Raw genomic sequence first — 25,141 nt, 5'->3', positions numbered from 1 at the left:
TACTAATCGGATATGCGCCCTCACCAGGGGTTTTTATCAAAATATTGACTACGTAGCACCATAATATAATGACGGATAATAACTTCCCAAGTTATGCTCTCTATCCGTCATTTATTTTCTTGGGGGACTGCGTGGGGAAACGTATACCGATAACTTTGGGAAATATTGATCCATTATCCCATAAATATAAATCGCATATTAAATCTGGAAAGGTTGCACTTGTTTGTGAGGGGGGAGGGCAGCGCGGCATTTTTACTGCTGGTGTGCTGGATGAATTTATGCGTGTTGAATTTAACCCGTTTGATCTATTGCTTGGTACTTCGGCGGGTGCACAGAACCTTTCAGCCTATATTTGTGGGCAGCGTGGATATGCCCGGCGGGCTATCAGCCGTTATACGACCAGACCTGATTTCTTTAACCCTCTACGTTTTGTTCGTGGTGGTCATTTAGTTGATTTAGATTGGTTTTTAAAGACCGTTTCTCAGGAACTTCCCTTGGATATCCCCGCCGCTTTACGCAAGTTTGACGCCGGATGTGAATTTTATATGTGCGCGTGTCGTGCAGATAATTTTGAACCAACCTATTTTCATCCTGATGGGAAGAATTGGCTGGAAGTGATTAAGGCGTCAAGTGCTATTCCTGGGCTTTATCGCAATGGTGTGACGATTGATGATGTCGTTTATTATGATGGTGGTATCAGTGACGCCATTCCAGTGGAAGAGGCGTATCGCCGTGGTGCTGATACAATAGTCGTGATCCGCACTGTTCCTTCGCAGCTCTATTACACGCCTGATTGGATGAAACGGATGGAACGCTGGCTAGGGGATAGCAGCCTGCAAAAGATGGTACGGATGTTACAGCAACATGCGAGAAGCTATTACCGCACACAGAAATTTATTGAGAATCCACCTGATGATGTGCAGATCTTTGAAATCTATCCGCCTGCGCCATTAACTGCCAGTGCATTAGGCAGTCGTTTGCCGGCGCTGAATAAGGATTATCATCTTGGGCGTCGTTGCGGTCGTTATTTCCTGGCGACGGTTGGTCATGCATTTGTTGGTGATAAGTTTGGTATGGCGGAGCGTAAAAATTATCGTTTGAGCCGTCATGTCTTGCGCCAGAGTGGAGAAAATAGCATTTTGGTTAAATCACCAACTGCATTGGCGGAATCGCCAGAACAGATGAATAATGGGTAGTTTTATGTTCATTGATACCCACTGCCATTTTGATTTTCCCCCGTTTCATGATGACGAACGGCAGAGCCTGCAACGGGCGGCACAGAATGGTGTGGATAAAATTATTGTTCCCGCAGTGAGTGGGAAAAATCTGCAACGGGTATCTGAACTGGCTCGCGCTTATCCGGAGATTTATGCGGCGTTGGGCTTGCATCCTCTTTATATTAATGAACATCAGGAATCGCATCTTGCCGATCTGACGCGATTACTGAAACAGAAAAATAAAAAGCGGGTGGCTGTCGGAGAGATTGGCCTCGATCTCTATATGGCTGAACCTCAATTTGAAAAACAGAAAGAATTGCTGTGCGCTCAATTGCGGCTGGCAAAACAGTGTGAATTGCCTGTCATACTTCATTCCAGAAAAAGCCATGATCAACTGGCCGCGATCCTGAGAAGAATCGACCTTCCCCGTACCGGCGTAGTACATGGATTCGCCGGTAGTTTATCTCAGGCAGAGGTTTTTATCCGTTTGGGATACTACATCGGGGTAGGGGGAACCATTACTTATGAAAGAGCGCAAAAAACCAGACGCGCAGTTGCTGAACTTCCTTTAACTTCTCTTGTGCTGGAAACAGACGCACCGGATATGCCGCTTTTCGGGTTTCAGGGAGAACCTAACCGACCAGAAAGAATTGCCCGGATTTTTGCTTCATTATGTGAGCTTCGCCGTGAATCTCCTGACGCAATCGCCGCCCAACTTTATAGTAACGGTGTTGAGTTATTTGGGTTGAATAGTTAAGTGGTATATCATAAAACTTTAACTGCGCTTACCTGATAATCATCTCTTAATTGTTCATTATTTTTCCATCCCGATGGTTAGATTATCTTATTGCAGATTATTTCTGCAATTTTGTGTGATTTACATCACATTTATCGTTTTTGCATTGCTTTTTTCAGTGGGTATTTGTGATGTAGATAGCTTGTTCATTCCGATGACTGAGTATAATCAGCGCCGAAACAGTGTCAGTGAACATTGACATTCTTACTGACATATTTAATTTATTATTAAGTGAACAGGGATTCTTCCAATGCAACTCTTTATGAGCCTGGTCGGGATGGTAGTGCTGATCTTGATCGCAGTACTTTTTTCCAGTAACTATCGCGCTATTAAACTTCGTACCGTCCTTGGTGCTTTTTTGATTCAGGTCGCTATCGGCGCTTTTGTACTTTATATTCCCGCAGGCAAGATAATATTAATGGGTATGTCTGAGGGAGTTTCCAGTGTTATCCAGTATGGTCAGAAAGGAATGGATTTTATTTTTGGTGGATTAGTTTCCCCCAGAATGTTTGAACTGTTTGGTGGTGGTGGTTTTGTTTTCGCCTTGCGTGTACTGCCGATTATCGTTTTCTTCTCTTCACTGATTGCTGTTTTGTACTACATCGGTGTTATGCAGCTTGTTATCAAAGTATTGGGTGGCGGCCTGCAAAAAGTTCTCGGCACTTCACGTACCGAATCTTTGTCAGCAACAGCAAATATTTTCGTAGGTCAAACTGAGGCGCCATTGGTTGTTCGCCCTTATATCGCCACTATGACCCAGTCTGAACTGTTTGCGGTTATGTGTGGCGGCCTGGCATCTGTCGCAGGTTCTGTACTGGCCGGTTATGCATCAATGGGCGTACCGTTGGAATATCTGATTGCGGCTTCCTTTATGGCGGCTCCAGGCGGTCTGTTATTCGCTAAACTGATGGTGCCTGAAACTGAAAAGTCGCAAGACACTGTTGATGCGATGTCACTGGTCGCTGAATCGGAACGTCCTGCTAACATTATCGATGCCGCTGCTTCTGGTGCCGCTTCCGGTATGCAATTAGCACTGAACGTCGGTGCAATGTTACTGGCGTTTGTTGCCCTGATTGCGTTAGTAAACGGTATTCTTGGTGGTATCGGTGGCTGGTTTCATTACCCACAACTTTCTCTTGAATTGGTGCTGGGCTGGATTTGTGCGCCTATTGCTTACCTGATTGGCGTTCCATGGCATGAAGCAACAGTTGCTGGTTCCTTTATCGGCCAAAAACTGGTTGTGAACGAATTCGTCGCCTTTATGAACTTCGGCCCATATTTGCAATCGGATGATGTGGTTGCGGCTGCGGGTTTACAGGTTCTGTCAGGTCATACCAAAGCCATCATCTCCTTTGCACTGTGTGGTTTTGCTAACCTTTCTTCTGTCGCTATCCTGCTGGGTGGTTTGGGCGGTATGGCGCCGAGTCGTCGTGGAGACGTCGCTCGCCTGGGGATGAAAGCAGTAATAGCAGGTACATTATCCAACCTGATGAGTGCAACCATTGCCGGTTTCTTCCTAGCACTGTAACTTTGTTGCAATATGCAGGTGGGATAACCCCGCCTGCAATCCATTTTCCTTCCAATTAACCCATGATGAAAAACAGTACCTGCCATACCCCTTTGTTTGGCAATGCGTTATATTTTTTATCGTGTACTATTTGATGACAGGAAGGTGTGATTGGCGGATAAACCGGATAGTGCGCACACTTAATGTGATTTACATCACATATAAAATTGTTATCTTGCAAACTACATTGTATTAATGTGATGTTTGGCACGATTTTTTGAACGTTTAAATGTTCAAATAATATTATGCCAATATTTTATGGATACAGGCGAGGCTCGTATTAAGGACCATAAGCTGAAAAGAGCATAGTGCGGTGAAAAGGAGTTCAACTGTCGCGGTGGGCATCCCACGGTTACATCTTCAAGGAACCAAGTCCGCTCGCCAACAAATAATCGTTTAAAAAAATGTGTGGTTCTGGCGTAAAGCCGGCCGCAATAATAACGTTGGAGAGTTTTATGACCGATTTAACCGCAGCAGCGCAGCGTGCGCTGAGTTTGATGGATTTAACGACACTTAATGATGATGATACAGATGAAAAAGTGACGGCATTGTGTCATCAGGCGAAAAGCCCGGCGGGTAACACGGCGGCTATCTGTATCTACCCGCGTTTTATTCCTCTGGCGCGTAAAGTGTTGCGTGAACAGGGTACCCCTGAAATCCGTATTGCAACAGTGACAAACTTCCCACACGGTAATGACGATATTGAGATCGCTGTAGCTGAAACCCGTGCCGCGATTGCTTATGGTGCTGATGATGTTGACGTGGTTTTCCCATACCGCGCATTGATGGCCGGTAATGAACAAATTGGTTTTGATCTAGTTAAAGCCTGTAAAGAAGCCTGCGTGGAAGCGGGTGTTTTGCTAAAAGTCATTATCGAAACAGGTGAACTGAAAGAAGTCTCTCTGATCCGTAAGGCGGCTGAAATTTCAATTAAAGCAGGCGCCGATTTTATCAAAACCTCCACCGGCAAAGTACCGGTTAACGCCACACTGGCAAGTGCGGAAATCATGATTAAGGTTATTCATGAGATGGGGGTAGGTAAAACCGTTGGCTTCAAACCGGCGGGTGGTGTGCGTACCGCAGAAGAAGCAGCACAATATCTGGCATTGGCTGATCGCATTATGGGTGATAAATGGGCTGATGGCCGTCATTTCCGTTTTGGTGCTTCCAGCTTGTTGGGAAGTTTGCTGAACACTTTGGGTCATCAGGGGCAAAAACAAAGCAGCAATTACTGATAATCATACACCGTACCCGTTGGTGCGTAATGGCTGAACCTTTCCCGATTTGAATCAAGATGAGGAGAATGCTTTGTTTCTGGCACAGGAAATTATCCGTAAAAAGCGTGATGGGCATCCACTGAGTGAAGAAGAGATCCGCTTCTTCATCAATGGTGTGCGTGACAATACCGTTTCTGAAGGTCAGATTGCTGCGCTGGCGATGGCTATCTACTTCCACGATATGATAATGGGAGAGCGGGTGGCCCTGACTCTGGCTATGCGTGATTCCGGTACGGTGTTGAACTGGCAAAGCCTGAATCTGAATGGCCCGATTGTGGATAAACATTCAACTGGCGGTGTCGGTGATGTCACATCCCTGATGCTTGGTCCAATGGTGGCGGCTTGTGGTGGTTATGTTCCGATGATCTCCGGCCGTGGTTTGGGTCATACCGGTGGTACGCTGGACAAACTGGAAGCGATCCCAGGGTTTGATATTTTTCCTGATGACAGCCGCTTCCGTAACATTATTCAGGACGTTGGCGTAGCGATTATCGGCCAGACCAATTCGTTGGCGCCGGCAGACAAACGCTTCTATGCAACTCGGGATATTACCGCGACGGTGGATTCTATCCCTTTGATCACCGCGTCTATTCTCGGCAAAAAACTGGCTGAAGGTTTGGATGCATTGGTGATGGATGTCAAAGTTGGTTCTGGTGCGTTTATGCCGACGTATAAAGAATCGGAACAACTGGCGGAATCTATTGTTAGCGTAGCTAACGGCGCGGGTTGTAAAACGACCGCGCTGTTGACGGATATGAATCAGGTTCTAGCGTCCAGTGCGGGTAACGCACTTGAAGTTCGTGAAGCCGTTCGCTTTCTGACGGGTGAATATCGCAATCCACGTTTACTCGAAGTTACAATGGCGCTGTGTGTTGAAATGTTGGTATCCGGTAATTTGGCAACAGACCGTGAAGACGCCCGCAATAAACTCCAGTCTGTATTAAATAACGGTAAAGCAGCAGAAATCTTTGGTCGCATGGTTGCTGCACAAAAAGGCCCGGTTGATTTCGTTGAGCGTTATGACCGTTATTTGCCAACCGCTGTTTTCAGCCAACCTGTATTGGCTGGACGGCATGGATTTATCACAGACATGGATACCCGCGCTTTGGGCATGTCTGTGGTTTCCCTTGGCGGCGGGCGCCGTAAGGCGGCAGATCTTATAGATTACAGTGTAGGGCTGAGTAATATCGTTGCTCTGGGTTCAGAAGTGAATGCAGATACCCCTTTAGCTATTATTCATGCCAACAATGAAAACGAATGGCAGGAAGCGGCGGAGGCAGTACGCAAAGCTATCGTTCTGGGCGCGGAAGCCAAACCAGCCACACCAATGGTTTATCGCCAAATCAGCGAGTAATAACCATACTTATTATTAAATAACGGTGGCATTTCCGCATTGTTAGCGTGACTTGACGCAGGAGAAAATTATGAAACGTACATTCATCATGGTATTGGATTCTTTTGGCATTGGCGCCAGTGAAGATGCCGAAAAATTTGGTGATAAAGGATCTAACACCTTGGGACACATTGCAGAAGTCTGTGCCCGTGGTGATGCTGATGTTGGCCGTAAAGGGCCTCTGAACTTGCCGAACTTAAGCCGTTTAGGTTTGGGTAAAGCGGCGGAGGAGTCTTGTGGAACTTTCCCTGCTGGTCTGGACAAAGACGCAGACATCATCGGCGCCTACGCTTATGCCAGCGAACTCTCTTCCGGTAAAGACACACCGTCAGGTCACTGGGAAATTGCCGGCGTACCGGTTCTGTTTGACTGGGGTTACTTCAAAGATGAAGAAAACAGCTTCCCACAGGAATTGTTAGATAAACTGATAGCGCGCGCAAACCTGCCGGGTTATCTGGGTAACTGCCACTCTTCCGGTACAGTTATTCTGGATAAACTGGGTGAAGAGCATATGGAAACCGGCAAACCGATTTTCTATACTTCTGCTGACTCGGTATTCCAGATTGCTTGCCACGAAGAGACTTTCGGTTTGGATCGTCTGTACCAACTGTGTGAAATCGCCCGTGAAGAGCTGACTGACGGTGATTATAATATCGGTCGCGTTATTGCCCGCCCATTTGTTGGTGAGAAAGCAGGTCATTTCGAGCGTACTGGTAATCGCCATGATCTGGCTGTAGAGCCACCAGCTCCAACTATACTGAAAAAATTGGTTGATGAGAAAAATGGCGAAGTCGTTTCTATCGGCAAGATCGCGGATATTTACGCAAACGTCGGTATCACGCAAAAAGTGAAAGCGACCGGTATTGACGCACTGTTTGACGCAACTCTGGTTGAGATGGAAAAAGCGGGTGACAACACCATCGTCTTCACTAACTTTGTCGATTTCGACTCTGCTTACGGACATCGCCGTGACGTTCCGGGTTATGCCGCTGCATTGGAGTTGTTTGACCGCCGTTTGCCTGAAATGCTGAAACGGGTGAAAGAGGATGACATCCTGATCCTGACCGCAGACCACGGTTGTGATCCAACATGGCCTGGTACTGACCATACTCGTGAGCACATTCCGGTTCTGATTTATGGGCCAAAGGTGAAACCCGGCTCACTGGGTCACCGTGAAACTTTTGCTGATATTGGACAGACAGTGGCTAAATATTTTGAACTGTCGCCAATGGAATACGGCAAACCCATGCTCTAATCCCGATTACTGGCTGCTTGCGGGCAGCCAAATACCACCAAAATAACCAGTAAATAAGAAACAAGGAATTTAATTATGGCCACTCCCCATATTAATGCCGAGATGGGCGATTTTGCAGATGTTGTTCTGATGCCTGGCGATCCATTACGTGCAAAATACATTGCTGAAACTTTTCTGGAAAATGTTCGGCAGGTAAATAATGTTCGCGGCATGTTGGGTTTCACCGGGACTTATAAAGGCCGTCCGATTTCCGTGATGGGACATGGTATGGGTATTCCATCCTGCTCTATCTATGCGAAAGAGCTGATCGCCGATTTTGGCGTTAAAGTCCTTATCCGTGTGGGTTCCTGCGGTTCAGTACGTCACGACATTAAATTGCGTGATGTGGTTATTGGCATGGGTGCATGTACTGACTCCAAAGTTAACCGTATACGTTTTAAAGATCATGATTTTGCCGCAATTGCTGATTTCGATCTGGTCCGTAATGCGGTTGATGCTGCTAAAGCAAAAAACATTAAAGCGCATGTAGGCAACGTCTTCTCCATTGAGTTGTTCTATACACCTGATCCACAAATGTACGATGTAATGGAAAAGTACGGTATTTTGGGTGTAGAAATGGAAGCGGCGGGTATCTACAGTGTTGCTGCTGAATATGGCGCAAAAGCACTGACTATCTGTACCGTTTCTGATCATATTCGTACCGGTGAACACGTTATTGCAGAAGAACGTCAGACGACGTTCAATGAAATGATTGAAATCGCGCTGGAGTCTGTGCTGTTAGGTGATAAATAACTCCTGTTCTTTATTTTCAGTTGCATAATAAAGAACGGTTTTCAGCTAATGCCAGTCAATTCAGCGATTGACTGGCATTACTCTTTTTCTCTCTTTTATCGAGCTGCTTTTTCTAACGCCTGAGCCAAATCTGCGATGAGATCCTCCGCATCCTCGATACCCACTGAAATCCGCACTAACTGTGGAGTAATCCCGGAAGCAAGACGCTTCTCTAACGGAATAGAAGCGTGAGTCATACTAAATGGCTGGCCTATCAAACTTTCCACTCCGCCCAGACTTTCCGCCAGTGTAAATAATTTCAGCTCCTGAATCAGCCGACGGGCATAATCATCATCACCCTTTAAATGAACAGAAATCATACCGCCGAAGCCCTTCATCTGGCGCTTTGCCAGCTCATGTTGCGGATGGGAAGGGAGACCGGGATAAAAAACAGTTTCGATCTGCGGTTGTTGTGCCAGCCAGTGCGCGATCTTTTCCGCACTGTCGATGTGACGCTGCATACGCAGAGCAAGCGTCCGCATTCCGCGTAGTACCAGAAAACTGCTAAATGGATCGAGCACGCCACCTACCGAGTTTTGCAGAAAACCGAGTTTTTCTGCCAGGTTTGCATCTTTGCCGACGACTGCCAGCCCAGCGATGACATCGGAATGACCATTAAGATATTTAGTCGCTGAGTGCGCCACGATATCAAATCCCAGATCAAGCGGGCGCTGAATATACGGGGAAGCGAAAGTATTATCTGCCACGCTGATGACACCGTGTTGTTGTGCTATTTGCGCGATAGCAGCCAGATCGGCCAGCTTCAGCAGTGGATTAGTGGGTGTCTCCACCCAGATCATTTTTGTCTCGGGACGAATTGCGGCTTCAAGACCGGCAATATCATGCGCTTCAACATAAGTGACGCGCAAACCGGCGCTACGGCTACGTACTTTTTCTAACAGCCGATAGGTACCACCGTACAGATCATCTACTGCCACCAAATGGCTGTCTTTATCCAGCAGCTCCAGCACCGTAGAACTGGCAGCCAGACCTGAACTGAAAGCATATCCCCGGCTGCCGTTTTCCAGTTCGGCTATAGCGCTTTCCAGCGCATCACGCGTTGGGTTGCCACTGCGGGAATATTCATAACCAGTGTGCTGGCCGGGAGCTGACTGGGCATAAGTTGAAGTTGCATAAATCGCCGGCATTACCGCGCCGGTATGATCGGGTGTGTAGCCGGCGTGAACAGTTTTGGTATCAAACTTGGTCATAGAATTATTCCTGCAAAAAGATCAATTAAGTTGCTGACGCCATGCGTTCAGCACATCTGTGCGAGTCACCAGCCCGAGGAAACAGCCATTATCAACGATCAGCGCGACATGCCCGGCATCGAAAGTCGCCATCAATTGTTGCAAAGAAGCATTTTTATCCAGTGTTTTCACTTGATGAGTCATTGCGTGGCTAACGGGCAAGGTAAAATTGAGAGGATTAGCTTGTACCGTGTGCATCAAATCCCACTCATCAATAATGCCTACCACTTGTTCATCTTTCAGCACTGGCAACTGAGAAATCTCATACAGGCGCATTCGGGTATAAGCGGTTTTCAATGTATCTTCCGGCGACACAAAAACCGTAGCGCCATCCTGATAGCGGTAGGTGATATAGTCGCTCAGATCGTGTTGCGGCATACGCGATTGGAACCCTTGCTCCAGCATCCAGTAATCGTTAAACATCTTTGACAGATACTTATTTCCGCTGTCACAGGCCAGTGTAACCACACGTTTCGGTGTGGTTTGCGAGCGACAGTAGCGCAATGCGGCAGCCAGTAACGTGCCACTGGAAGAGCCAGCCAGCACACCTTCCTTTAGCAATAAATCGCGTGCGCTGGAGAAGGCTTCTGCATCATTGACACGATATGCATGGTGTACCCGGCTGAAATCGCCGAGAGGCGGAACAAAATCTTCGCCGATACCTTCCACTTGCCAGCTCCCGGCATCGCCATATTTACCGTGTTCGATATAGTCCACTAGGATAGAGCCGTTCGGATCCGCCAGAACAAACTCGGTTTCAGGTGAAACTTGCGCAAAATAATTGCTCAGACCGCCCAGCGTACCGCCGGAACCGACACCGATCACCACTGCATCAACGCTGTGACCCATTTGTTGCCAGATTTCCGGGCCAGTGGTAGCGGTATGAGCTGCTGAATTAGCCGGATTATTGAACTGATCGATATAATAAGCGCCGGGGATCTCTTGAGCCAGACGTAGGGCATAATCCTGATAATATTCTGGATGGCCTTTACTGACATCAGAACGGGTCAGACGCACATCGGTACCTAGTGCACGCAGGTGAAACACCTTTTCCCGGCTCATCTTATCTGGAACGACCAGAATCAGCTTATAACCTTTCAGCGAGGCGACCAGGGCTAACCCGATACCGGTATTGCCGGCAGTGGCTTCGACAATCGTCCCGCCAGGTTGAAGCAACCCCTGTTTTTCCGCCTGCTCGATCATTGAAAGAGCGACGCGATCTTTAATAGAGCCACCGGGGTTTTGATTTTCCAACTTAATAAACAATCGACACGGACCGGTATTCAGATGCGTTAACTCCAGCAACGGGGTATTGCCAATCATATCGAGAACAGAGCGTGACGTGGTCATATCATCTCCAGATAATCCGTTATATTCAGATAGTTATAAAGGATAACTCTGTAGATATGTTTATTTGAAAGAATGAATAGCAACCATATATAGCCAAATGGCATATGTTAATTTTATTTTGGATGTAAAGAGGTATAGACGTTTAGAAGTGTGGATTCGCCTAACTTGCCATATTTATTTAAAAACGTGAATATAGAAGTATTAAAGCTTTTATATTAAGGGCGGATTTAACTCAATAAAGGTAATTTTTCAGAAGGAGAGTTAGTTGCATTTAATCGGAGGTCATTTTTACTCAATGAGCCCCTGATTTTTGCGAGGTTCTACGCAATTTAAATGTAACAATAATATGTTGTTATTTTTTTATTGATGCACTCTCGCATAAAATTCAATTATGTGTTTATTCTGTTTTTAAAATAAATAGAATGTCTTACGAAAGGATGTAAGGAATTGTTAATGGAAGATAACATTAATATAATTGATGGTTATAATATTGATAATCAATTAGGTTTTTCCTTATTGGAATTGATGATTGTTATTGTTTTAATTTCAATATTTTCTTTATGGGGGATACAGAAATGGAGTGATTATCAGGAAAGAGCCAGGTTACAGGAGTCAGTACAGAAGGTATTGACATTTATCGCCAGGCAACAATCTGTGGCAAATTATCTGAATAAAGAGGTGGTATTGTGGCTGAAAATGGGAAAAGAGTGGTGTATAGCGCTTTCTAAATCTGCACTTGCTGATTGTGATTTCGAGAATGTTGAGGGTATAAAATCATCCTATCAGGATGTTGTTATAAGCTCAGCAACTAAGGAGCAGATAGAGTTTCATGGAATAAGAAACACGATGATTCCTGCGAGTTTTATCTTGGCTAATTCCGCAGGTGAAATATCAGTTATTTTTTCTTCACGGGGAAGAGTAAGATCATGTAGTAATAATAAGTTTAATAGTATCCCTGAGTGTGGTTAATTATGCTTTTTCTTATAACATAAGTGATACTCTATTGTCATAATGAAACATAAAAACCAATCTGGAATGACATTGTTAGAAGTGATTGTGGCAATGGCTATTGGCACTATTATTTTACTGGCGATTGCCAAAAGTTACCCGGTTTTAACCAAACAAATAATGGAGTTATATCAGCGATATCGTTTAGGATATTTCGTTAAACAAACATTGCATATTTTAGAAAAAGATATTCGCCGTGCAGGATATTGCCAGCATTATTGCGATGGAACGCCAATATTAATCAGTAATAGAAGTGATGAAAGTGGGGATTCATGCCTGATTATTGCATATGATCTTAATGTAAATAACCAATGGGAGCCACCAGAGCACAGTGAGTCGGAATTCTTTGGCTATCGTCTTAGCAATAAGTCAGTGGAATGGAAAAGAGGTGCGGATAGCTGTCAGGGAAATGGCTGGGAAAGGCTATTTGACCCAAATGAGATAGTGGTAGATTCATTTAAAGCAGAAAAATTACCAACAAAAGATGGCTTAGTTTTTATCAAATTGACGCTTATTACACATTGGTTTAAACATCCATCAATAAACTACCAATATCAGGCAGTAATACGTTTGCGCAATATCAGGGGATAAGTACCGTGACTGAGCATTCTCCAAATGTCTGCCTGCAATTTCAGCAAGGAAATGTATTGTTGATTTCAGTGCTAATGTTGCTGGCTGTGAGCCTTATGATGCTGAAAGCTTTACATCATCATCTGGATAACGCATTAATCATGATGGTTGATGAACGCAGATATTTAAAAGCTTTTCAGCAAGCAGAATCTGCATTGGCATGGGGAATGGCTCAGTCATGGCTACTTTATAGTGATAAAACAGAAGAGTGGTATTGCCTGCAACAGCAGGAGTTCCATCTAACAAGCTGTTTAAAAAGGTATTCAAGTAATTTTTTTCTGCTGAAAGGTGTGGCGGAAATGGCATCTGGGCAATCTGTCGGATTATATCAATGGATGAAATTAATCTCTTCTGGTGGAAGTGATTCTCTTATTCCGGTAGAAAGCGGTTGGTTGGATTTCTGTCCCGAGGCAGATACGGGGTTTTGTTTATGAAGCCAGATCTTTTTCATACTCATCAATCAGGGATGAGTTTGCCCGAAGTTATGGTTGCCGTTATGGTCTTTTCTGTCTCTTTACTGGGATTAATGCGTTATCATCAGGCGCTATTATTTGGATTTCAGCAACATTGGCAACAATCAAAGGCGGACAAATTATCTTATGGGTACCTGGAACAATATGAATTAATTGCAGGTCAAAGTGCTATAGCGGAATTAACACTGCCACCGGGATGGCACGCTGAATTTCAGACGACATATCAGTTATCTGATTGCTATCAGCTTACAGTTATAGTAACAACACCTTATAATCAGCAAAGTAAAGCAAGCCGGTGGATTTGTTCAAACGGGAGTCCTGATGTTCAAGGTTTATCATTCTAATCAGTTGGATCTTCTTAAAGAGCTGATAACAATACTTATCGGAGATAATCCACTGACTGATCCGTTTGAGCAGGAAGTTATTCTGGTACAAAGCCCAGGAATGTCACAGTGGCTGCAAATCCAACTGGCTGAAAAAATTGGCATATCAGCCAATATTTCATTTCCTCTTCCAGCTACTTTTATCTGGGATATGTTTACCAAAGTATTGCCTGAGATCCCTAAAGAAAGCGCTTTTAGTAAAGATGCCATGACATGGAAATTGATGGCGTTATTACCTCAATTATTGCCAGAAGCGGAATTTGTCGCACTCAGGCACTATCTTGATCAGGATTTTGATAAACGGAAAATTCATCAATTGGCCGGGCGGGTTGCTGACTTGTTTGACCAATATCTTGTTTATCGTCCGCAATGGCTGGAAAGCTGGCAGCAAGGGCAGCTTATTGAGGGTTTGAGTGATAATCAGTTGTGGCAGAAAAGATTGTGGCTGGAATTAACGGAATATACCCACCAGTTACAACAACCTCAATGGCATCGGGCTAACTTGTATCGCCGTTTTATTTCGATATTGGAAAACAGCGCTGAACTTTCAGCTTGTTTACCGAAACGGGTATTTATCTGTGGTATTTCTGCTTTGCCGCCTGTTTATTTACAAGCCTTACAGGCACTGGGACAGCATATTGATATTCACCTGATGTTTACCAATCCATGTCAATATTATTGGGGAGATATTCAGAATTATGCTTTTCTGGCAAAACTGAGCAGCCGTAAACCGCGCCACTATAAAAATAAGCAGGAACTGGAATATTTTAAAGATCCTGGCAATGCTCAATCGCTGTTTAACGATGAAGGCGAACAGGATATCAGTAATCCCTTGTTGGCGTCATGGGGGCGATTGGGGCGTGATAATCTTTATTTACTGTCGCAGCTTGAGCAAAGTTCGGATGTTCACGCTTTTGTCGAATTAGAGCAAGACAACATGTTACATCAGTTGCAAAGGGATATTCTCTATCTGGAGGATCATGCCCAAATTGGTTCAACAAAAGAAACATTTGAAAATAGCCTGCAAAAACGGCTGGTTAACCTTTCGGATCGTTCTTTGTCTTTCCATGTTTGCCATAGCCCTCAACGGGAAGTGGAAGTTTTACAGGATCAACTTTTAAGGTTGCTGGAAGATAATCCATCACTGACGCCAAGGGATATAATTGTGATGGTCGCGGATATCGACAATTATACTCCCTATATTCAGGCGGTATTTGGTAATGTCTCTGCTGAACGTTATATTCCATTCGCAATTTCTGATCGCAAAGCCCGTCAAGCACATTCAATTTTACAAGTATTTATTACACTGCTTGATTTACCTCAAAGCCGTTTTACAACTGAGCAGGTTTTAGCATTGCTGGAAGTTCCGGCACTGGCGAATAAATTTGAGATTCATGAAGATGGTTTACGTTTATTAAGGCGTTGGGTGGAAGAATCCGGTGTTCGCTGGGGGCTGGATGACGACAATGTGGAAGAGTTGTCCTTGCCGGTGACAGGTCAGCATACATGGCGTTTTGGACTGACCAGAATGTTGCTGGGTTATGCCATGGATAGTCGGTCAGGCCCCTGGAAAGAGGTATTGCCTTATGATGAATCCAGCGGCTTAGCGGCGGAGCTTGCCGGTCAATTAGCTGAGTTTTTAATGCAATTGAGCTACTGGCGCAAAATTCTGGGTGAGAGCCAGACGTTAATAGGGTGGTTACCTGTCTGTCAGCAATTGCTGGAGGCATTTTTCGTCGCAGATAGTGAAACTGAATTAGTACTGGCAATGATAGAGCAGCAATGGCAGAAAGTGATAGGCAATGGTTTAAATGCCCATTATCAGGAAATCGTGCCACTGGTTCTGTTACGGGATGAATTGGCTCTCCGGTTTGATGATGAAAAAATAAGTCAGCGGTTTCTCGCTGGATCTGTCAACTTTTGCACCTTGATGCCAATGCGTTCTATTCCCTTTAAAGTTGTCTGTTTACTGGGAATGAATGACGGTATTTATCCTCGTTCAATTCCGCCGCTTGGGTTTGACCTGATGGCAGAAAAAAGCCAAAGGGGGGACAGAAAACGGCGGGATGATGATCGCTATTTATTCCTTGAAGCGCTGATATCCGCTGAACAGTTTCTTTATATTAGTTACATTGGTAAATCCATTCGTGATGATACGGAATGTAATCCTTCCGTGCTGGTTAATGAATTGCTGGATTATGTTTGCCAGAGTTTCTGCTTGCCAGGCAATGAAAAACTGAATGTTGATGAAAGTGCCGCTAATATCAGAAAACATCTGTTGTCTCTTCATACCCGGGTTCCATTTGCGCCGGAAAACTTTATACCGGGCAGTTACCAACAAAGTTATGCGGAAGAGTGGCTACCGGCAGCGACTGAGCAAGGCGCTGCATATTCTGAATTTTGTCAGCCTGTCGAAACGGAACACCTTCGGGACATTACACTTGATGATTTAATCCGCTTTTACCGTCATCCTGTTCGGTTTTTTTTCCAGCGATGCCTGAAAATAAACTTTGTCATTGAAGAAACAGAGTTACCTGAGGAAGAACCTTTTGTTTTGGATAACCTTCAACGTTATCAATTTAATCAGCTATTGTTGAATACACTCATTGAACAACAATCGCCTGAGCCGTTATTCAACCGACTTCGTGCGGCTGGAGGGCTGCCTTTTGGTGCTTTTGGTGAAGTTTATTGGTTGAAGCAGCAAAAAGAGATGCAACCGCTGGCGGATAAAATTCGCGAACAGCAAATGGAGACTTTCTCTGTCGATTTACATCATGATTTAGGACAAGTCATTCTGACAGGGCGAATTAATAAGGTGCAGCCGGATGGTTTGCTACGTTGGCGGCCGGCTAGTCTGACAGCAAATGATGGTATGCAGTTGTGGATTGAACATTTGGCTTACTGTTTTGCGGGTGGTAAGGGAGAAAGCCGTAGTTATGGACGCGATAACAGTGAATGGTGTTTTGCCCCGGTACCGTCAGAACAAGCGGAAGATTACCTGAAGCAATTGGTTGAAGGTTATCAGCACGGAAGATCAACACCTTTGCCCTTGTTTTGTAAAAGTGGTTGGGTGTGGCTTTCAACATGTATGAATAAAGAAACGGGTGAGATTGATTGTAGTGATGAAATTCAATCAAAAGCTGAAAGTCAGTTACTGAAAGTATGGCTTGGGGATCAAGGACGCAGAGGAGAGGGTGACGATGCTTATGTTCAGCGGGCTTTCAGGCAAGCTGATAAATCATTTTTAGCAAAACTCAAACAGGAAGCGCTCAGTTATTTGTTACCGATAGCGCGATATCAGAACACATAGGGAGAATATCCGATAATGCATAAACATCTTGTCCGTATGCTTGCTGTTATGTTCCTGCTTTTTTGGGGAACGGCAGGTTATGCGCAAACACAACAGTGGCAGCCGCTGCAAAAGACAATTGATAAAAGCGAAAATGATCACCGTCAGTATCAGGGAATCAAATTGGCAAACAATATGACGGTTTTGCTGGTATCTGATAAGAAGGCGACAAAATCTCTGGCAGCGGTATCGATTCCAGTTGGGAGTATGGAAAACCCTGACAGCCAGCTTGGGCTTGCACATTATCTGGAACATATGGTTCTGATGGGATCTGCGCGCTACCCACAGTCGGGGAGTTTATCTGAGTTTTTGCAAAAGCACGGCGGTAGCTATAATGCCAGCACCGCCTCTTACCGTACGGCTTTCTACCTTGAGGTAGAAAATGAAGCGTTAGCTGATGCGACAGATCGTCTGGCTGATGCACTGGCTGAACCGCTGCTTGACCCAGTAAACGCAAATCGGGAGCGAAACGCGGTCAATGCGGAACTGACAATGGCGCGTTCTCGTGATGGGATGCGGGTTGCCCAAATACGCTCAGAAACTCTGAATCCTGCTCACCCAAATGCCCGTTTTTCTGGTGGTAATCTGGAAACGCTGAAAGATAAACCGGGTAGTAAATTACAGACAGAACTGGTGGATTTCTATCAGCACTATTATTCAGCCAATCTGATGAAAGGTGTCATTTACGGTAATCAGCCTATTGATAAACTGGTTCAAATTGCGGTTGATACTTTTGGTCGGATACCGGACAGAAAAGCGAGCGTGCCGGCGATTACCGTCCCGGCAGTAACGGAAAAAGAGAAAGGAATTATTATCCATTATGTTCCTGCTCAACCGCAAAAAGCATTGCAACTGGAGTTTAGTATTGACAACAACAGTGCTGATTTTCGCAGTAAAACGGATGAATATCTCGGTTATATGATAGGTAACCGCAGTTTGAATACATTATCAGACTGGCTGCAATCTCAGGGATTGGCTGAAAGTATCAACGCAGGTGCGGCACCGATGATTGACCGCAATAAAGGCATCTTTTTTATCTATGTGTCGTTGACAGATAAAGGACTTGAGCAGCGTGATCAGGTTGTTGCGGCTATTTTTGCTTACATTAATTTGTTAAAACAAAAAGGCATTCAGAAAAGCTATTTTGATGAGATCGCTAAGGTTCTGACGCTCTCTTTTCAATATGGCTCTATCGTTCGTGATATGCATTATATCGAATGGTTATCGGATGCTATGCTGCGGGTTCCTGTTGCTAATGTACTGAATTCCGGCTATGTGGCTGATGATTATAATCCGAAAGCAATTGCCAGTAGGCTTGATGAGTTGACGCCTGAAAACGTCCGTATCTGGTATATCAGTCCAAAAGAGCCGCACAATAAACAGGCTTACTTTGTCCAGGCACCTTATCAGGTTGATCGAATCACATCACAGCAGCAGTCAAAATGGCAGCAGTTAGAGGAACAGATGAACTTTTCTCTGCCAGAGCCAAATCCTTATATTCCTGACGACTTGAAACTGATAAAAGCAGGTAAAAGCCAGCAGCATCCTGAGATGATTCTTGAACAACAGAATCTCCGTTTGTTCTATATGCCGAGCCAATATTTTGCTGATGAGCCTAAAGCCAGCATTGTTCTTGATTTGCGCCATGCAGAAATTCTGAATAGCGCCCGTAAGCAGGTAACTTGCTCTTTGCTTGATTATTTGGCAGGGCTTTCCCTTGACCAGCTTGGTTATCAAGCTTCCGTTGCAGGAATGAGTATCTCCAGCGGTGCATCGCAGGGATTGCAATTAGGCGTCAGTGGCTACACTCAGAATTTACCGCAACTCTTAACCTCTTTAATCAGTAATTACATGGCGTTTACGCCAACCGAGAGTCAACTGGAACAAGCTAAATCCTGGTATCGCGAACAGATAGAGGTTTCTAATAACGGTAAAGCTTATGAAATGGCTATGCAGCCATTGAAGCGCCTTTCTGGGGTGCCTTACACGGAACAATCTGTTCGATTGAAAGAGCTGGAAACCATCACTGTTCAGGATATTGTTGACTATCGTCATGAGATGATCAAAAACGCTGCTTTGCAGATGATGATTATTGGAAACCTGACCGAACAGCAGAGCAAAAAAATTGCTGAATCTGCCCATCATCAACTGGCGAATCAAGGAAGTCACTGGTGGAGTGGGAACAAGGTGGTGATTGATAAAAATTACCCGGTTAATTTTCAGCGTACCGGCAGTAGCACTGACGGTGCTTTAGCTGAAGTTTATATCCCGACTGGGTATGACCGTATAGAAGGTTATGTTTATTCCAGCTTGTTAAGCAATATGCTTCAGCCTTGGTTCTATGAGCAGCTAAGAACAGCGGAACAATTGGGGTATGCGGTGTTTGCCTTCAATACCAGTGTCGGGGAACAGTGGGGGTTGGGTTTCCTGCTGCAAAGCAACAGTAAACAACCAAAATACTTGAATCAGCGTTATCTGGATTTCTATCAGAAAGCAGCGGATAAACTGAAAACGATGTCTCAAACTGATTTTGAGCAGTACAAAAATGCGCTGATTAATGAAAGGCAGCAGCCGCCACAAACTTTCTATGCTGAAGTTGCCCGTTTCTCCGGTGATTTTAGCCGCAATGACTTTAATTTTGATAGCCGAGATAAAATGCTTGAGGTACTAAAGAAAACCACACAGAAACAACTGATTAATTTCTATCAGGATGCGGTAATCAAACATCGCGGACTATCATTTATTTCCCAGGTGATTGGCAAATCAGCAAACCCGGATGGGTACGCGAAATTGAAAGGTTGGAAAACCTATCATAATGTCACTGAACTTCAGAAACAGTTACCTGTTGAGGTAAGAGCTCAGTGAGTACAGAGATATCTGTCCATAGGCTTAATGCATTAACTCTACCGCTGAATGGTCAGCGGCTGATCGAAGCTTCTGCCGGGACGGGTAAAACCTACACTATTGGCATTTTATATCTCCGTTTGCTACTTGGATTGGGGAAAGATGCCGCTTTTCCACGGCCTTTAAGCGTGGAAGAAATTCTGGTGGTGACGTTTACTGAAGCAGCAACAGATGAGCTGCGTGGCCGAATCCGTGAAAATATTCATAAACTTCGCCTGGCTTGTATTCGAAGCGAAGTAGAAGGCGCAGAACCTAACTATCAACAGCTATTGGATGAAATTCCGGATAAAGAGCAAGCGGCTGTTTGGTTGCTGGCTGCGGAACGGCAGATGGACGAAGCCGCGATTTATACCATTCATGGTTTCTGTCAGAGAATGTTGGCGCATAATGCTTTTGAATCTGGGATTTTGTTTGAACAGACATTAATTCAGGATCAACATCCATTGGAGAAACAAGGGTGTGCTGATTTCTGGCGGCGTTACTGCTATCCATTGCCGTTATCAATGGCAATGGTCATCAGCCAGGAATGGAGTGGGCCGGAAGCGCTGTTAGCTGAATTACACCCTTATTTGCAAGGGGATATGCCGCATATTGTTGATGCGCCAGACAGTGATGAAACTCTGTTAAGCCGTCATGAGAAAATTATCCAGTTGATCAGCGGTGTTAAATGCCAATGGAATGAAATGGCTGGAGAATTGCATGATTTGATCGCGGGTTCCGGTGTAGATAAAAGGAGTTATAGTAGTAAGCACTTACCAAATTGGCTGAACAGAGTCACCGATTGGGCTCAGGAGTCTACAGAGGATTATCAGTTGCCAAAAGAGCTGGAGAAATTTCGGCAGTCGGTATTAGTAGAAAAGACAAAAAAGGGCGATGTTCCTGAACACTCACTTTTTGTGGTTATCGATGATTTATATCAGCAACCACTTACTTTACGTGATTTGATTATCTCCAGAGCGATTATTGAAATTCGTCAGTCAATCCGGCAGGAAAAGTCAATGCGCGGTCAGATGGGATTTGATGATTTACTAACCCGTCTTGATGATGCTTTGAAAGGTCCAAGCAGTGATTTACTTGCTCAAACTATCCGCCTGCGCTATCCGGTTGCGTTGATTGATGAGTTTCAGGATACCGATCCACAGCAATACCGAATTTTCCATACCATCTATGGCGATCAGCCTGAAAATGGGTTGCTATTTATCGGCGATCCTAAGCAGGCTATTTATGCATTTCGTGGTGCAGATATTTTCACTTATATTCGTGCCCGTTCTCAGGTAAGTGCTCACTATACTCTGGAGACAAACTGGCGCTCGGCCTACTCAATGGTACAGGCAGTAAACAAGCTGTTTATGCGTTCAGAAAATCCATTTTTGTTTGAACAAATCCCTTTTATTGAGGTTTCCGCGGCAGAGAAAAACCGAGGACTTTCTTTTAGTTATGACGGCCAAGGACAGGCAGCGTTGAATTTCTGGTTACAGCCAGGAGAGGGTATTTCTACCGGAGATTATGAACAAACGATGTCACGGCTTTGCGCTGCGCAAATTCGTGATTGGTTGCAGGCTGGTAGTGCAGGATGTGCTCTGTTGCATCAGGGAGATGATTCCCGGCCTGTGGTTGCTGCCGACATTACTGTTTTGGTGCGTAGCAGAAAGGAAGCCATACTGATCCGTAGTGCGCTTAACTTGTTATCTATTCCTTCTGTATTTCTTTCTAACCGGGAAAGTGTATTTGATACCGCAGAAGCAAAGGATATTCTTTGGCTACTGCAAGCCGTGTTGTCGCCAGAGAAAGAACGCGTTCTGAGAAGTGCGTTTGCCAGTGGCTTGTTTGGTTTGACTGCTCGTCAGATAGACAAGCTGAATCATGATGAAAAGGCGTGGGATCAGTTAGTTGATGAATTTGATGGTTATTTCCGCCTGTGGCAACGCCGTGGTGTGTTACCGATGTTACGGGCGGTAATAGCAAACCATCATATTGCTGAAAATTTGCTTGTCAGTTATGAGGGTGAACGGCGTTTGATGGATGTGATGCATATTGGTGAGTTATTACAGGAGATATCTCTACAACTCGACAGTGAACATGCGGTTACTCGTTGGCTAGCTCAACAAATATCTCATCCTGATCCACAGTCGGAAAACCAACAAATGCGGCTGGAAAGCGATCGCCATTTGGTACAAATCTGTACTATTCATAAATCTAAAGGATTGGAATATCCGCTGGTATGGTTGCCATTTGTCTGTAATTTCAGGGCGCAGAAACAGGCGATATATCATGATCGTACAAATTTTGATGCTTGCCTTGATATTTTCCCTGATGAGGAAACGATCAAACTGGCGGAAGAAGAAAGGCTGGCAGAAGATTTGCGTTTACTTTATGTCGCATTGACGCGCTCTGTTTACCATTGCAGTGTCGGTGTGGCTCCACTGATAAAAGGTAATAAGAAAAAGGTTGGAGACACCGATTTGCATCAGTGTGCTCTGGGTTACCTGCTCCAAAAAGGAGTTAAAGGCGATGCTGATTTTCTGGCGAGATGCCTTAAGGAATTAAGCGGAGATGGAATTGTTGTCTCCTCAATCGGTGATACTGATGAGCGTCCATGGGAATCACAAAACCAAAATGATTTATTGCTATCGGCAAGGCAGTTTAATCGCAGGATGCAGGATGATTGGCGGATCACCAGTTATTCTGGTCTACAAAACTCTGCTGTTCATCATAGCAATATTTCCCCCCGTATTGTTGGGGAAGAGACTATTGAGGTCATTGTTCAGTCTATCGCGCCAAAGTTGGATGTTGATGCCAGTGGTGAAAAACAAATAGCAGAACAACCAGAAATGACACCACATACGTTTCCACGGGGAGCTTCTGCGGGGACTTTTTTGCACTCTATTCTGGAAGAGCTTGATTTCAGCCAATTGCCTGATGAGGAATGGTTGGCAGAACAACTTAAATCGGCCGGGTTTGATGAACACTGGAGTGGGGTATTACAACGGTGGATGGCAGATATTTTTACGACTCCATTGAGTGATGACGGTATACAGCTTGCAGAAATTCCGCTTCATCACCAACAGGATGAAATGCAGTTTTATCTGCCGATTGAGCAACTTTTGCGATCTCAGGAACTGGATGCGGTGATGCGTCGTTACGACCCTGTTTCTGCTCGCTGTCCTCAACTGGAATTTCAGCAGGTGAAAGGGATGCTGAAAGGGTTTATTGATTTGGTTTTCTGTTGGCAAGGTCGGTTTTATGTATTGGATTACAAATCAAACTGGTTGGGCGAAGGGAGTCAGGCTTATACCCGTGAAGCGATGGAAACAGCCATGATTGAGCATCGTTATGATCTGCAATACCAGCTTTATACACTGGCATTGCATCGTTACTTGCGTCACAGACTGGTTAATTATGATTACCAACAACATTTTGGCGGCGTGATTTATCTGTTTCTGAGGGGAATAGATAAACAACTGCCGGGGAGTGGTATTTTCAGCTGTCGCCCTGTGGCTGAGTTTGTGGATGGTTTGGATCTGCTTTTTCGTGGTCATGAACAGCCTGAGAAAGAGAAAAATTGATGATTGCATTATTACGACAGGCGGTAGATCTCCGGCTCCTGCGCTCATTGGATTTACAGTTTGCTCATACATTGATTGAGGATGAAGATCCTGTTCTGTTTTTGGTAATGGCGTTGTTGAGTGCTGAAACAGGTACCGGCCACGTTTGCCTGCCGGTTAACCGGATAACACCTGAACATTTTTTTGATGGGCGACATCGTGAATTTGCGGAGCAGCTATGGCAGATTGCGGGAAGACCTGATAAGCAGAGTTTACTGGTGGCACTGGAAAACTGTGCTGCCGTCAGTAGTGGTTTTCAACCAACGCCTGTTGTGCTTTCGCGTGATCGACTCTATTTGCAGAGAATGTGGCAAAGTGAGTGCCAGGTGGCCGCTTTTTTCTCCGCTAATCAATCAACCGATAGTCTTCAGGAAGCGCAGCTGAGAACTATTCTGGATGAATTATTCATACTGTCTGATGAAACAGTAGACTGGCAACGGGTGGCTGCCGCTGTAGCGGTGACTAGTAGAGTTTCGGTTATCTCTGGTGGGCCAGGAACCGGAAAGACGACAACGGTTGCTAAATTATTGGCTGCCTTAATTAAACTTAATCCGGATAAAAAGCAGGTTATCCAACTGGCGGCTCCGACGGGAAAAGCGGCTGCCAGATTGACTGAATCTCTTAACAGTGCTGCTAGAAAATTGCCTCTGACAGAGAAACAGTTTGAATCTATGCCAGATCAGGCGCAGACGATTCATCGGTTGTTGGGCGCTCAACCTGATAGCCAGCGATTGCGTTATGACCGGGATAACCCACTGAATCTGGATGTGCTGGTGGTGGATGAAGCTTCAATGGTGGATTTACCTATGATAGCTAGGTTGATTGATGCATTGCCACCCAAGGCGAAAATCGTTCTGCTGGGTGACCGTGATCAATTAGCGTCAGTGGAAGCTGGAGCTGTATTGGGCGATATTTGCCGTTTTGCTGAATTGGGATACAGCGCTGTAAGAGCAGAACAGCTAAGTCGGTTGACGGGATGCCATTTGGTGGAAAGTGATCAGGGAAACGCGCCAGAGGTTCGTGATCGTCTGTGCTTGTTGCGTAAAAGCTACCGCTTTGATGCAAATTCGGGAATTGGACAACTTGCCGCGGCAGTCAATCAGGGAAAGAGCCGGGAAGCTCTGTCTATTCTGCAACAGCCATTGGATGATATCTGTTTCTATCCGTTGTCTGGGGACGAAGATTATCAGCGGTTGCTGACAGAAACGGTATCGGGTTACCACCCTTATTTGCAACTGGTGTCAAAGCAGGCACCTGCAAAAGAGATTCTGGCTGAATTTAACCGCTACCGTCTGCTATGTGCACTCAGAGAAGGGCCATTCGGTGTTTGTGGGCTTAACGAGCGAATAGAACAGCTATTGCATCGTCAGGGGCTTATTCGTCGCCCTGCTGGGATTTTCAGTCGTGGTTATGCTGGCCGACCAGTCATGATTGCCCGTAATGACAGCACACTTGGCCTGTTTAATGGCGATATCGGTATTATGCTCAGGGACGAAAATAATGAACTGCGTGCGTATTTTCAACTGCCTGATGGACAGATTAAAGGGATTCAGCCGAGTCGTTTGCCACAGCATGAAACCGCGTATGTGATGACAGTGCATAAATCTCAGGGCTCAGAATTTGAGCATACGGCTCTGGTACTGCCAACGCAGTTTGTACCGGTTGTCAGCCGCGAACTGGTCTATACGGCGATGACCCGCGCCAGAGAAAAATTGACTCTTTATGCACATGAGGCGGTATTGCGTCAGGCTATCCAGACGCCGACTCAAAGGCGAAGCGGGCTGGCTGAACGGCTTAGTCAGCAAGTGGATTAGCGAGAAACATCGGTTTTTTGTGACAGTTTCAGAGTGGAG

At 45.1% G+C, this 25,141-nt stretch carries 17 protein-coding genes; 15 read left to right on the top strand and 2 right to left on the bottom strand.

All coding sequences use genetic code 11. The annotated features are described in order from the left end of the window. Positions 1–131: 131 nt before the first annotated feature. The 7 genes from ABR397_RS04900 (at position 132) to deoD (ending at position 8,297) form a co-directional block, all read left to right on the top strand. A complete protein-coding gene (locus ABR397_RS04900; protein ID WP_350304719.1) occupies positions 132–1,196 on the top strand; it encodes a patatin-like phospholipase family protein in 1,065 nt (354 codons plus the stop codon). A 4-nt stretch (positions 1,197–1,200) separates the two neighbouring features. Next, positions 1,201–1,974, top strand: coding sequence for a TatD family hydrolase (locus ABR397_RS04895; RefSeq protein WP_350304718.1), 774 nt, complete (start codon positions 1,201–1,203; stop codon positions 1,972–1,974). 301 nt (positions 1,975–2,275) lie between these two features. After that, positions 2,276–3,541, top strand: coding sequence for a NupC/NupG family nucleoside CNT transporter (locus ABR397_RS04890; RefSeq protein WP_350304747.1), 1,266 nt, complete (start codon positions 2,276–2,278; stop codon positions 3,539–3,541). Positions 3,542–4,035: 494 nt separating this feature from the next. Beyond that, positions 4,036–4,815, top strand: a complete 780-nt coding sequence (gene deoC / locus ABR397_RS04885; RefSeq protein ID WP_350304717.1) for a deoxyribose-phosphate aldolase — start codon at positions 4,036–4,038, stop codon at positions 4,813–4,815. 73 nt (positions 4,816–4,888) lie between these two features. Continuing rightward, a complete protein-coding gene (deoA, locus tag ABR397_RS04880) occupies positions 4,889–6,211 on the top strand; it encodes a thymidine phosphorylase (protein WP_350304716.1) in 1,323 nt (440 codons plus the stop codon). Between the two features lie 70 nt (positions 6,212–6,281). Next, a complete protein-coding gene (gene deoB, locus ABR397_RS04875) occupies positions 6,282–7,505 on the top strand; it encodes a phosphopentomutase (RefSeq protein WP_350304715.1) in 1,224 nt (407 codons plus the stop codon). Positions 7,506–7,580: 75 nt separating this feature from the next. Continuing rightward, positions 7,581–8,297, top strand: coding sequence for a purine-nucleoside phosphorylase (gene deoD / locus ABR397_RS04870; protein ID WP_350304714.1), 717 nt, complete (start codon positions 7,581–7,583; stop codon positions 8,295–8,297). A 95-nt stretch (positions 8,298–8,392) separates the two neighbouring features. On the opposite strand, the gene ABR397_RS04865 is transcribed toward deoD, so the two are convergent. Further along, positions 8,393–9,547 carry a trans-sulfuration enzyme family protein gene (locus ABR397_RS04865; RefSeq protein WP_350304713.1) on the bottom strand — a complete coding sequence of 385 codons (1,155 nt, stop codon included), beginning with the start codon at positions 9,545–9,547 and terminating at the stop codon, positions 8,393–8,395. 21 nt (positions 9,548–9,568) lie between these two features. After that, positions 9,569–10,936, bottom strand: a complete 1,368-nt coding sequence (locus ABR397_RS04860) for a cystathionine beta-synthase (protein ID WP_350304712.1) — start codon at positions 10,934–10,936, stop codon at positions 9,569–9,571. Between the two features lie 453 nt (positions 10,937–11,389). Between ABR397_RS04860 and ABR397_RS04855 the strand changes: the two genes are divergently transcribed. Genes ABR397_RS04855 through recD form a run of 8 tightly spaced genes read left to right on the top strand, consistent with a single transcriptional unit; the run spans position 11,390 to position 25,102 of the window. Beyond that, entirely contained in the window at positions 11,390–11,905 is a 516-nt protein-coding gene (locus ABR397_RS04855; protein ID WP_350304711.1) for a prepilin peptidase-dependent protein, read from the top strand. A 42-nt stretch (positions 11,906–11,947) separates the two neighbouring features. Continuing rightward, positions 11,948–12,535 carry a prepilin peptidase-dependent protein gene (locus tag ABR397_RS04850; RefSeq protein ID WP_350304710.1) on the top strand — a complete coding sequence of 196 codons (588 nt, stop codon included), beginning with the start codon at positions 11,948–11,950 and terminating at the stop codon, positions 12,533–12,535. Between the two features lie 5 nt (positions 12,536–12,540). Continuing rightward, complete coding sequence (locus ABR397_RS04845; RefSeq protein ID WP_023043314.1) at positions 12,541–13,008, top strand: YgdB family protein; 468 nt, start codon at positions 12,541–12,543, stop codon at positions 13,006–13,008. Next, a complete protein-coding gene (locus ABR397_RS04840) occupies positions 13,005–13,391 on the top strand; it encodes a prepilin-type N-terminal cleavage/methylation domain-containing protein (protein ID WP_350304709.1) in 387 nt (128 codons plus the stop codon). Before ABR397_RS04845 ends, ABR397_RS04840 begins: the two co-directional genes overlap by 4 nt. Then, the gene (gene recC, locus ABR397_RS04835) at positions 13,369–16,740 is read left to right on the top strand and encodes an exodeoxyribonuclease V subunit gamma (protein ID WP_350304708.1); all 3,372 of its coding nucleotides are present in this window, start codon (positions 13,369–13,371) and stop codon (positions 16,738–16,740) included. The genes ABR397_RS04840 and recC overlap by 23 nt, the downstream gene beginning before the upstream one ends. Positions 16,741–16,755: 15 nt before the next feature. Beyond that, positions 16,756–19,644, top strand: coding sequence for a pitrilysin (ptrA, locus tag ABR397_RS04830; RefSeq protein ID WP_350304707.1), 2,889 nt, complete (start codon positions 16,756–16,758; stop codon positions 19,642–19,644). After that, complete coding sequence (gene recB / locus ABR397_RS04825) at positions 19,641–23,249, top strand: exodeoxyribonuclease V subunit beta (protein WP_350304706.1); 3,609 nt, start codon at positions 19,641–19,643, stop codon at positions 23,247–23,249. Before ptrA ends, recB begins: the two co-directional genes overlap by 4 nt. Next, positions 23,249–25,102 carry an exodeoxyribonuclease V subunit alpha gene (gene recD / locus ABR397_RS04820; protein WP_350304705.1) on the top strand — a complete coding sequence of 618 codons (1,854 nt, stop codon included), beginning with the start codon at positions 23,249–23,251 and terminating at the stop codon, positions 25,100–25,102. The genes recB and recD overlap by 1 nt, the downstream gene beginning before the upstream one ends. The last annotated feature ends 39 nt before the right edge of the window (positions 25,103–25,141 follow it).

This window comes from Photorhabdus viridis (assembly GCF_040256935.1).
In the GTDB taxonomy this organism is placed as follows: Bacteria; Pseudomonadota; Gammaproteobacteria; order Enterobacterales; family Enterobacteriaceae; genus Photorhabdus; species Photorhabdus viridis.
The sequence above is the reverse complement of the archived record's forward strand: the minus strand, read 5'-3'. Positions and strand labels throughout refer to the sequence as shown.

Bases quoted from the DNA above. Each gene is read 5' to 3' on its own strand.
- ABR397_RS04895 (WP_350304718.1), top strand. From the start codon at position 1,201: ATGTTCATTGATACCCACTGCCATTTTGATTTTCCCCCGTTTCATGAT.
- ABR397_RS04890 (WP_350304747.1), top strand. From the start codon at position 2,276: ATGAGCCTGGTCGGGATGGTAGTGCTGATCTTGATCGCAGTACTTTTT.
- deoC (WP_350304717.1), top strand. From the start codon at position 4,036: ATGACCGATTTAACCGCAGCAGCGCAGCGTGCGCTGAGTTTGATGGAT.
- deoB (WP_350304715.1), top strand. From the start codon at position 6,282: ATGAAACGTACATTCATCATGGTATTGGATTCTTTTGGCATTGGCGCC.
- deoD (WP_350304714.1), top strand. From the start codon at position 7,581: ATGGCCACTCCCCATATTAATGCCGAGATGGGCGATTTTGCAGATGTT.
- ABR397_RS04865 (WP_350304713.1), bottom strand. From the start codon at position 9,547: ATGACCAAGTTTGATACCAAAACTGTTCACGCCGGCTACACACCCGAT.
- ABR397_RS04860 (WP_350304712.1), bottom strand. From the start codon at position 10,936: ATGACCACGTCACGCTCTGTTCTCGATATGATTGGCAATACCCCGTTG.
- ABR397_RS04855 (WP_350304711.1), top strand. From the start codon at position 11,390: ATGGAAGATAACATTAATATAATTGATGGTTATAATATTGATAATCAA.
- ABR397_RS04850 (WP_350304710.1), top strand. From the start codon at position 11,948: ATGAAACATAAAAACCAATCTGGAATGACATTGTTAGAAGTGATTGTG.
- ABR397_RS04840 (WP_350304709.1), top strand. From the start codon at position 13,005: ATGAAGCCAGATCTTTTTCATACTCATCAATCAGGGATGAGTTTGCCC.
- recC (WP_350304708.1), top strand. From the start codon at position 13,369: ATGTTCAAGGTTTATCATTCTAATCAGTTGGATCTTCTTAAAGAGCTG.
- ptrA (WP_350304707.1), top strand. From the start codon at position 16,756: ATGCATAAACATCTTGTCCGTATGCTTGCTGTTATGTTCCTGCTTTTT.
- recD (WP_350304705.1), top strand. From the start codon at position 23,249: ATGATTGCATTATTACGACAGGCGGTAGATCTCCGGCTCCTGCGCTCA.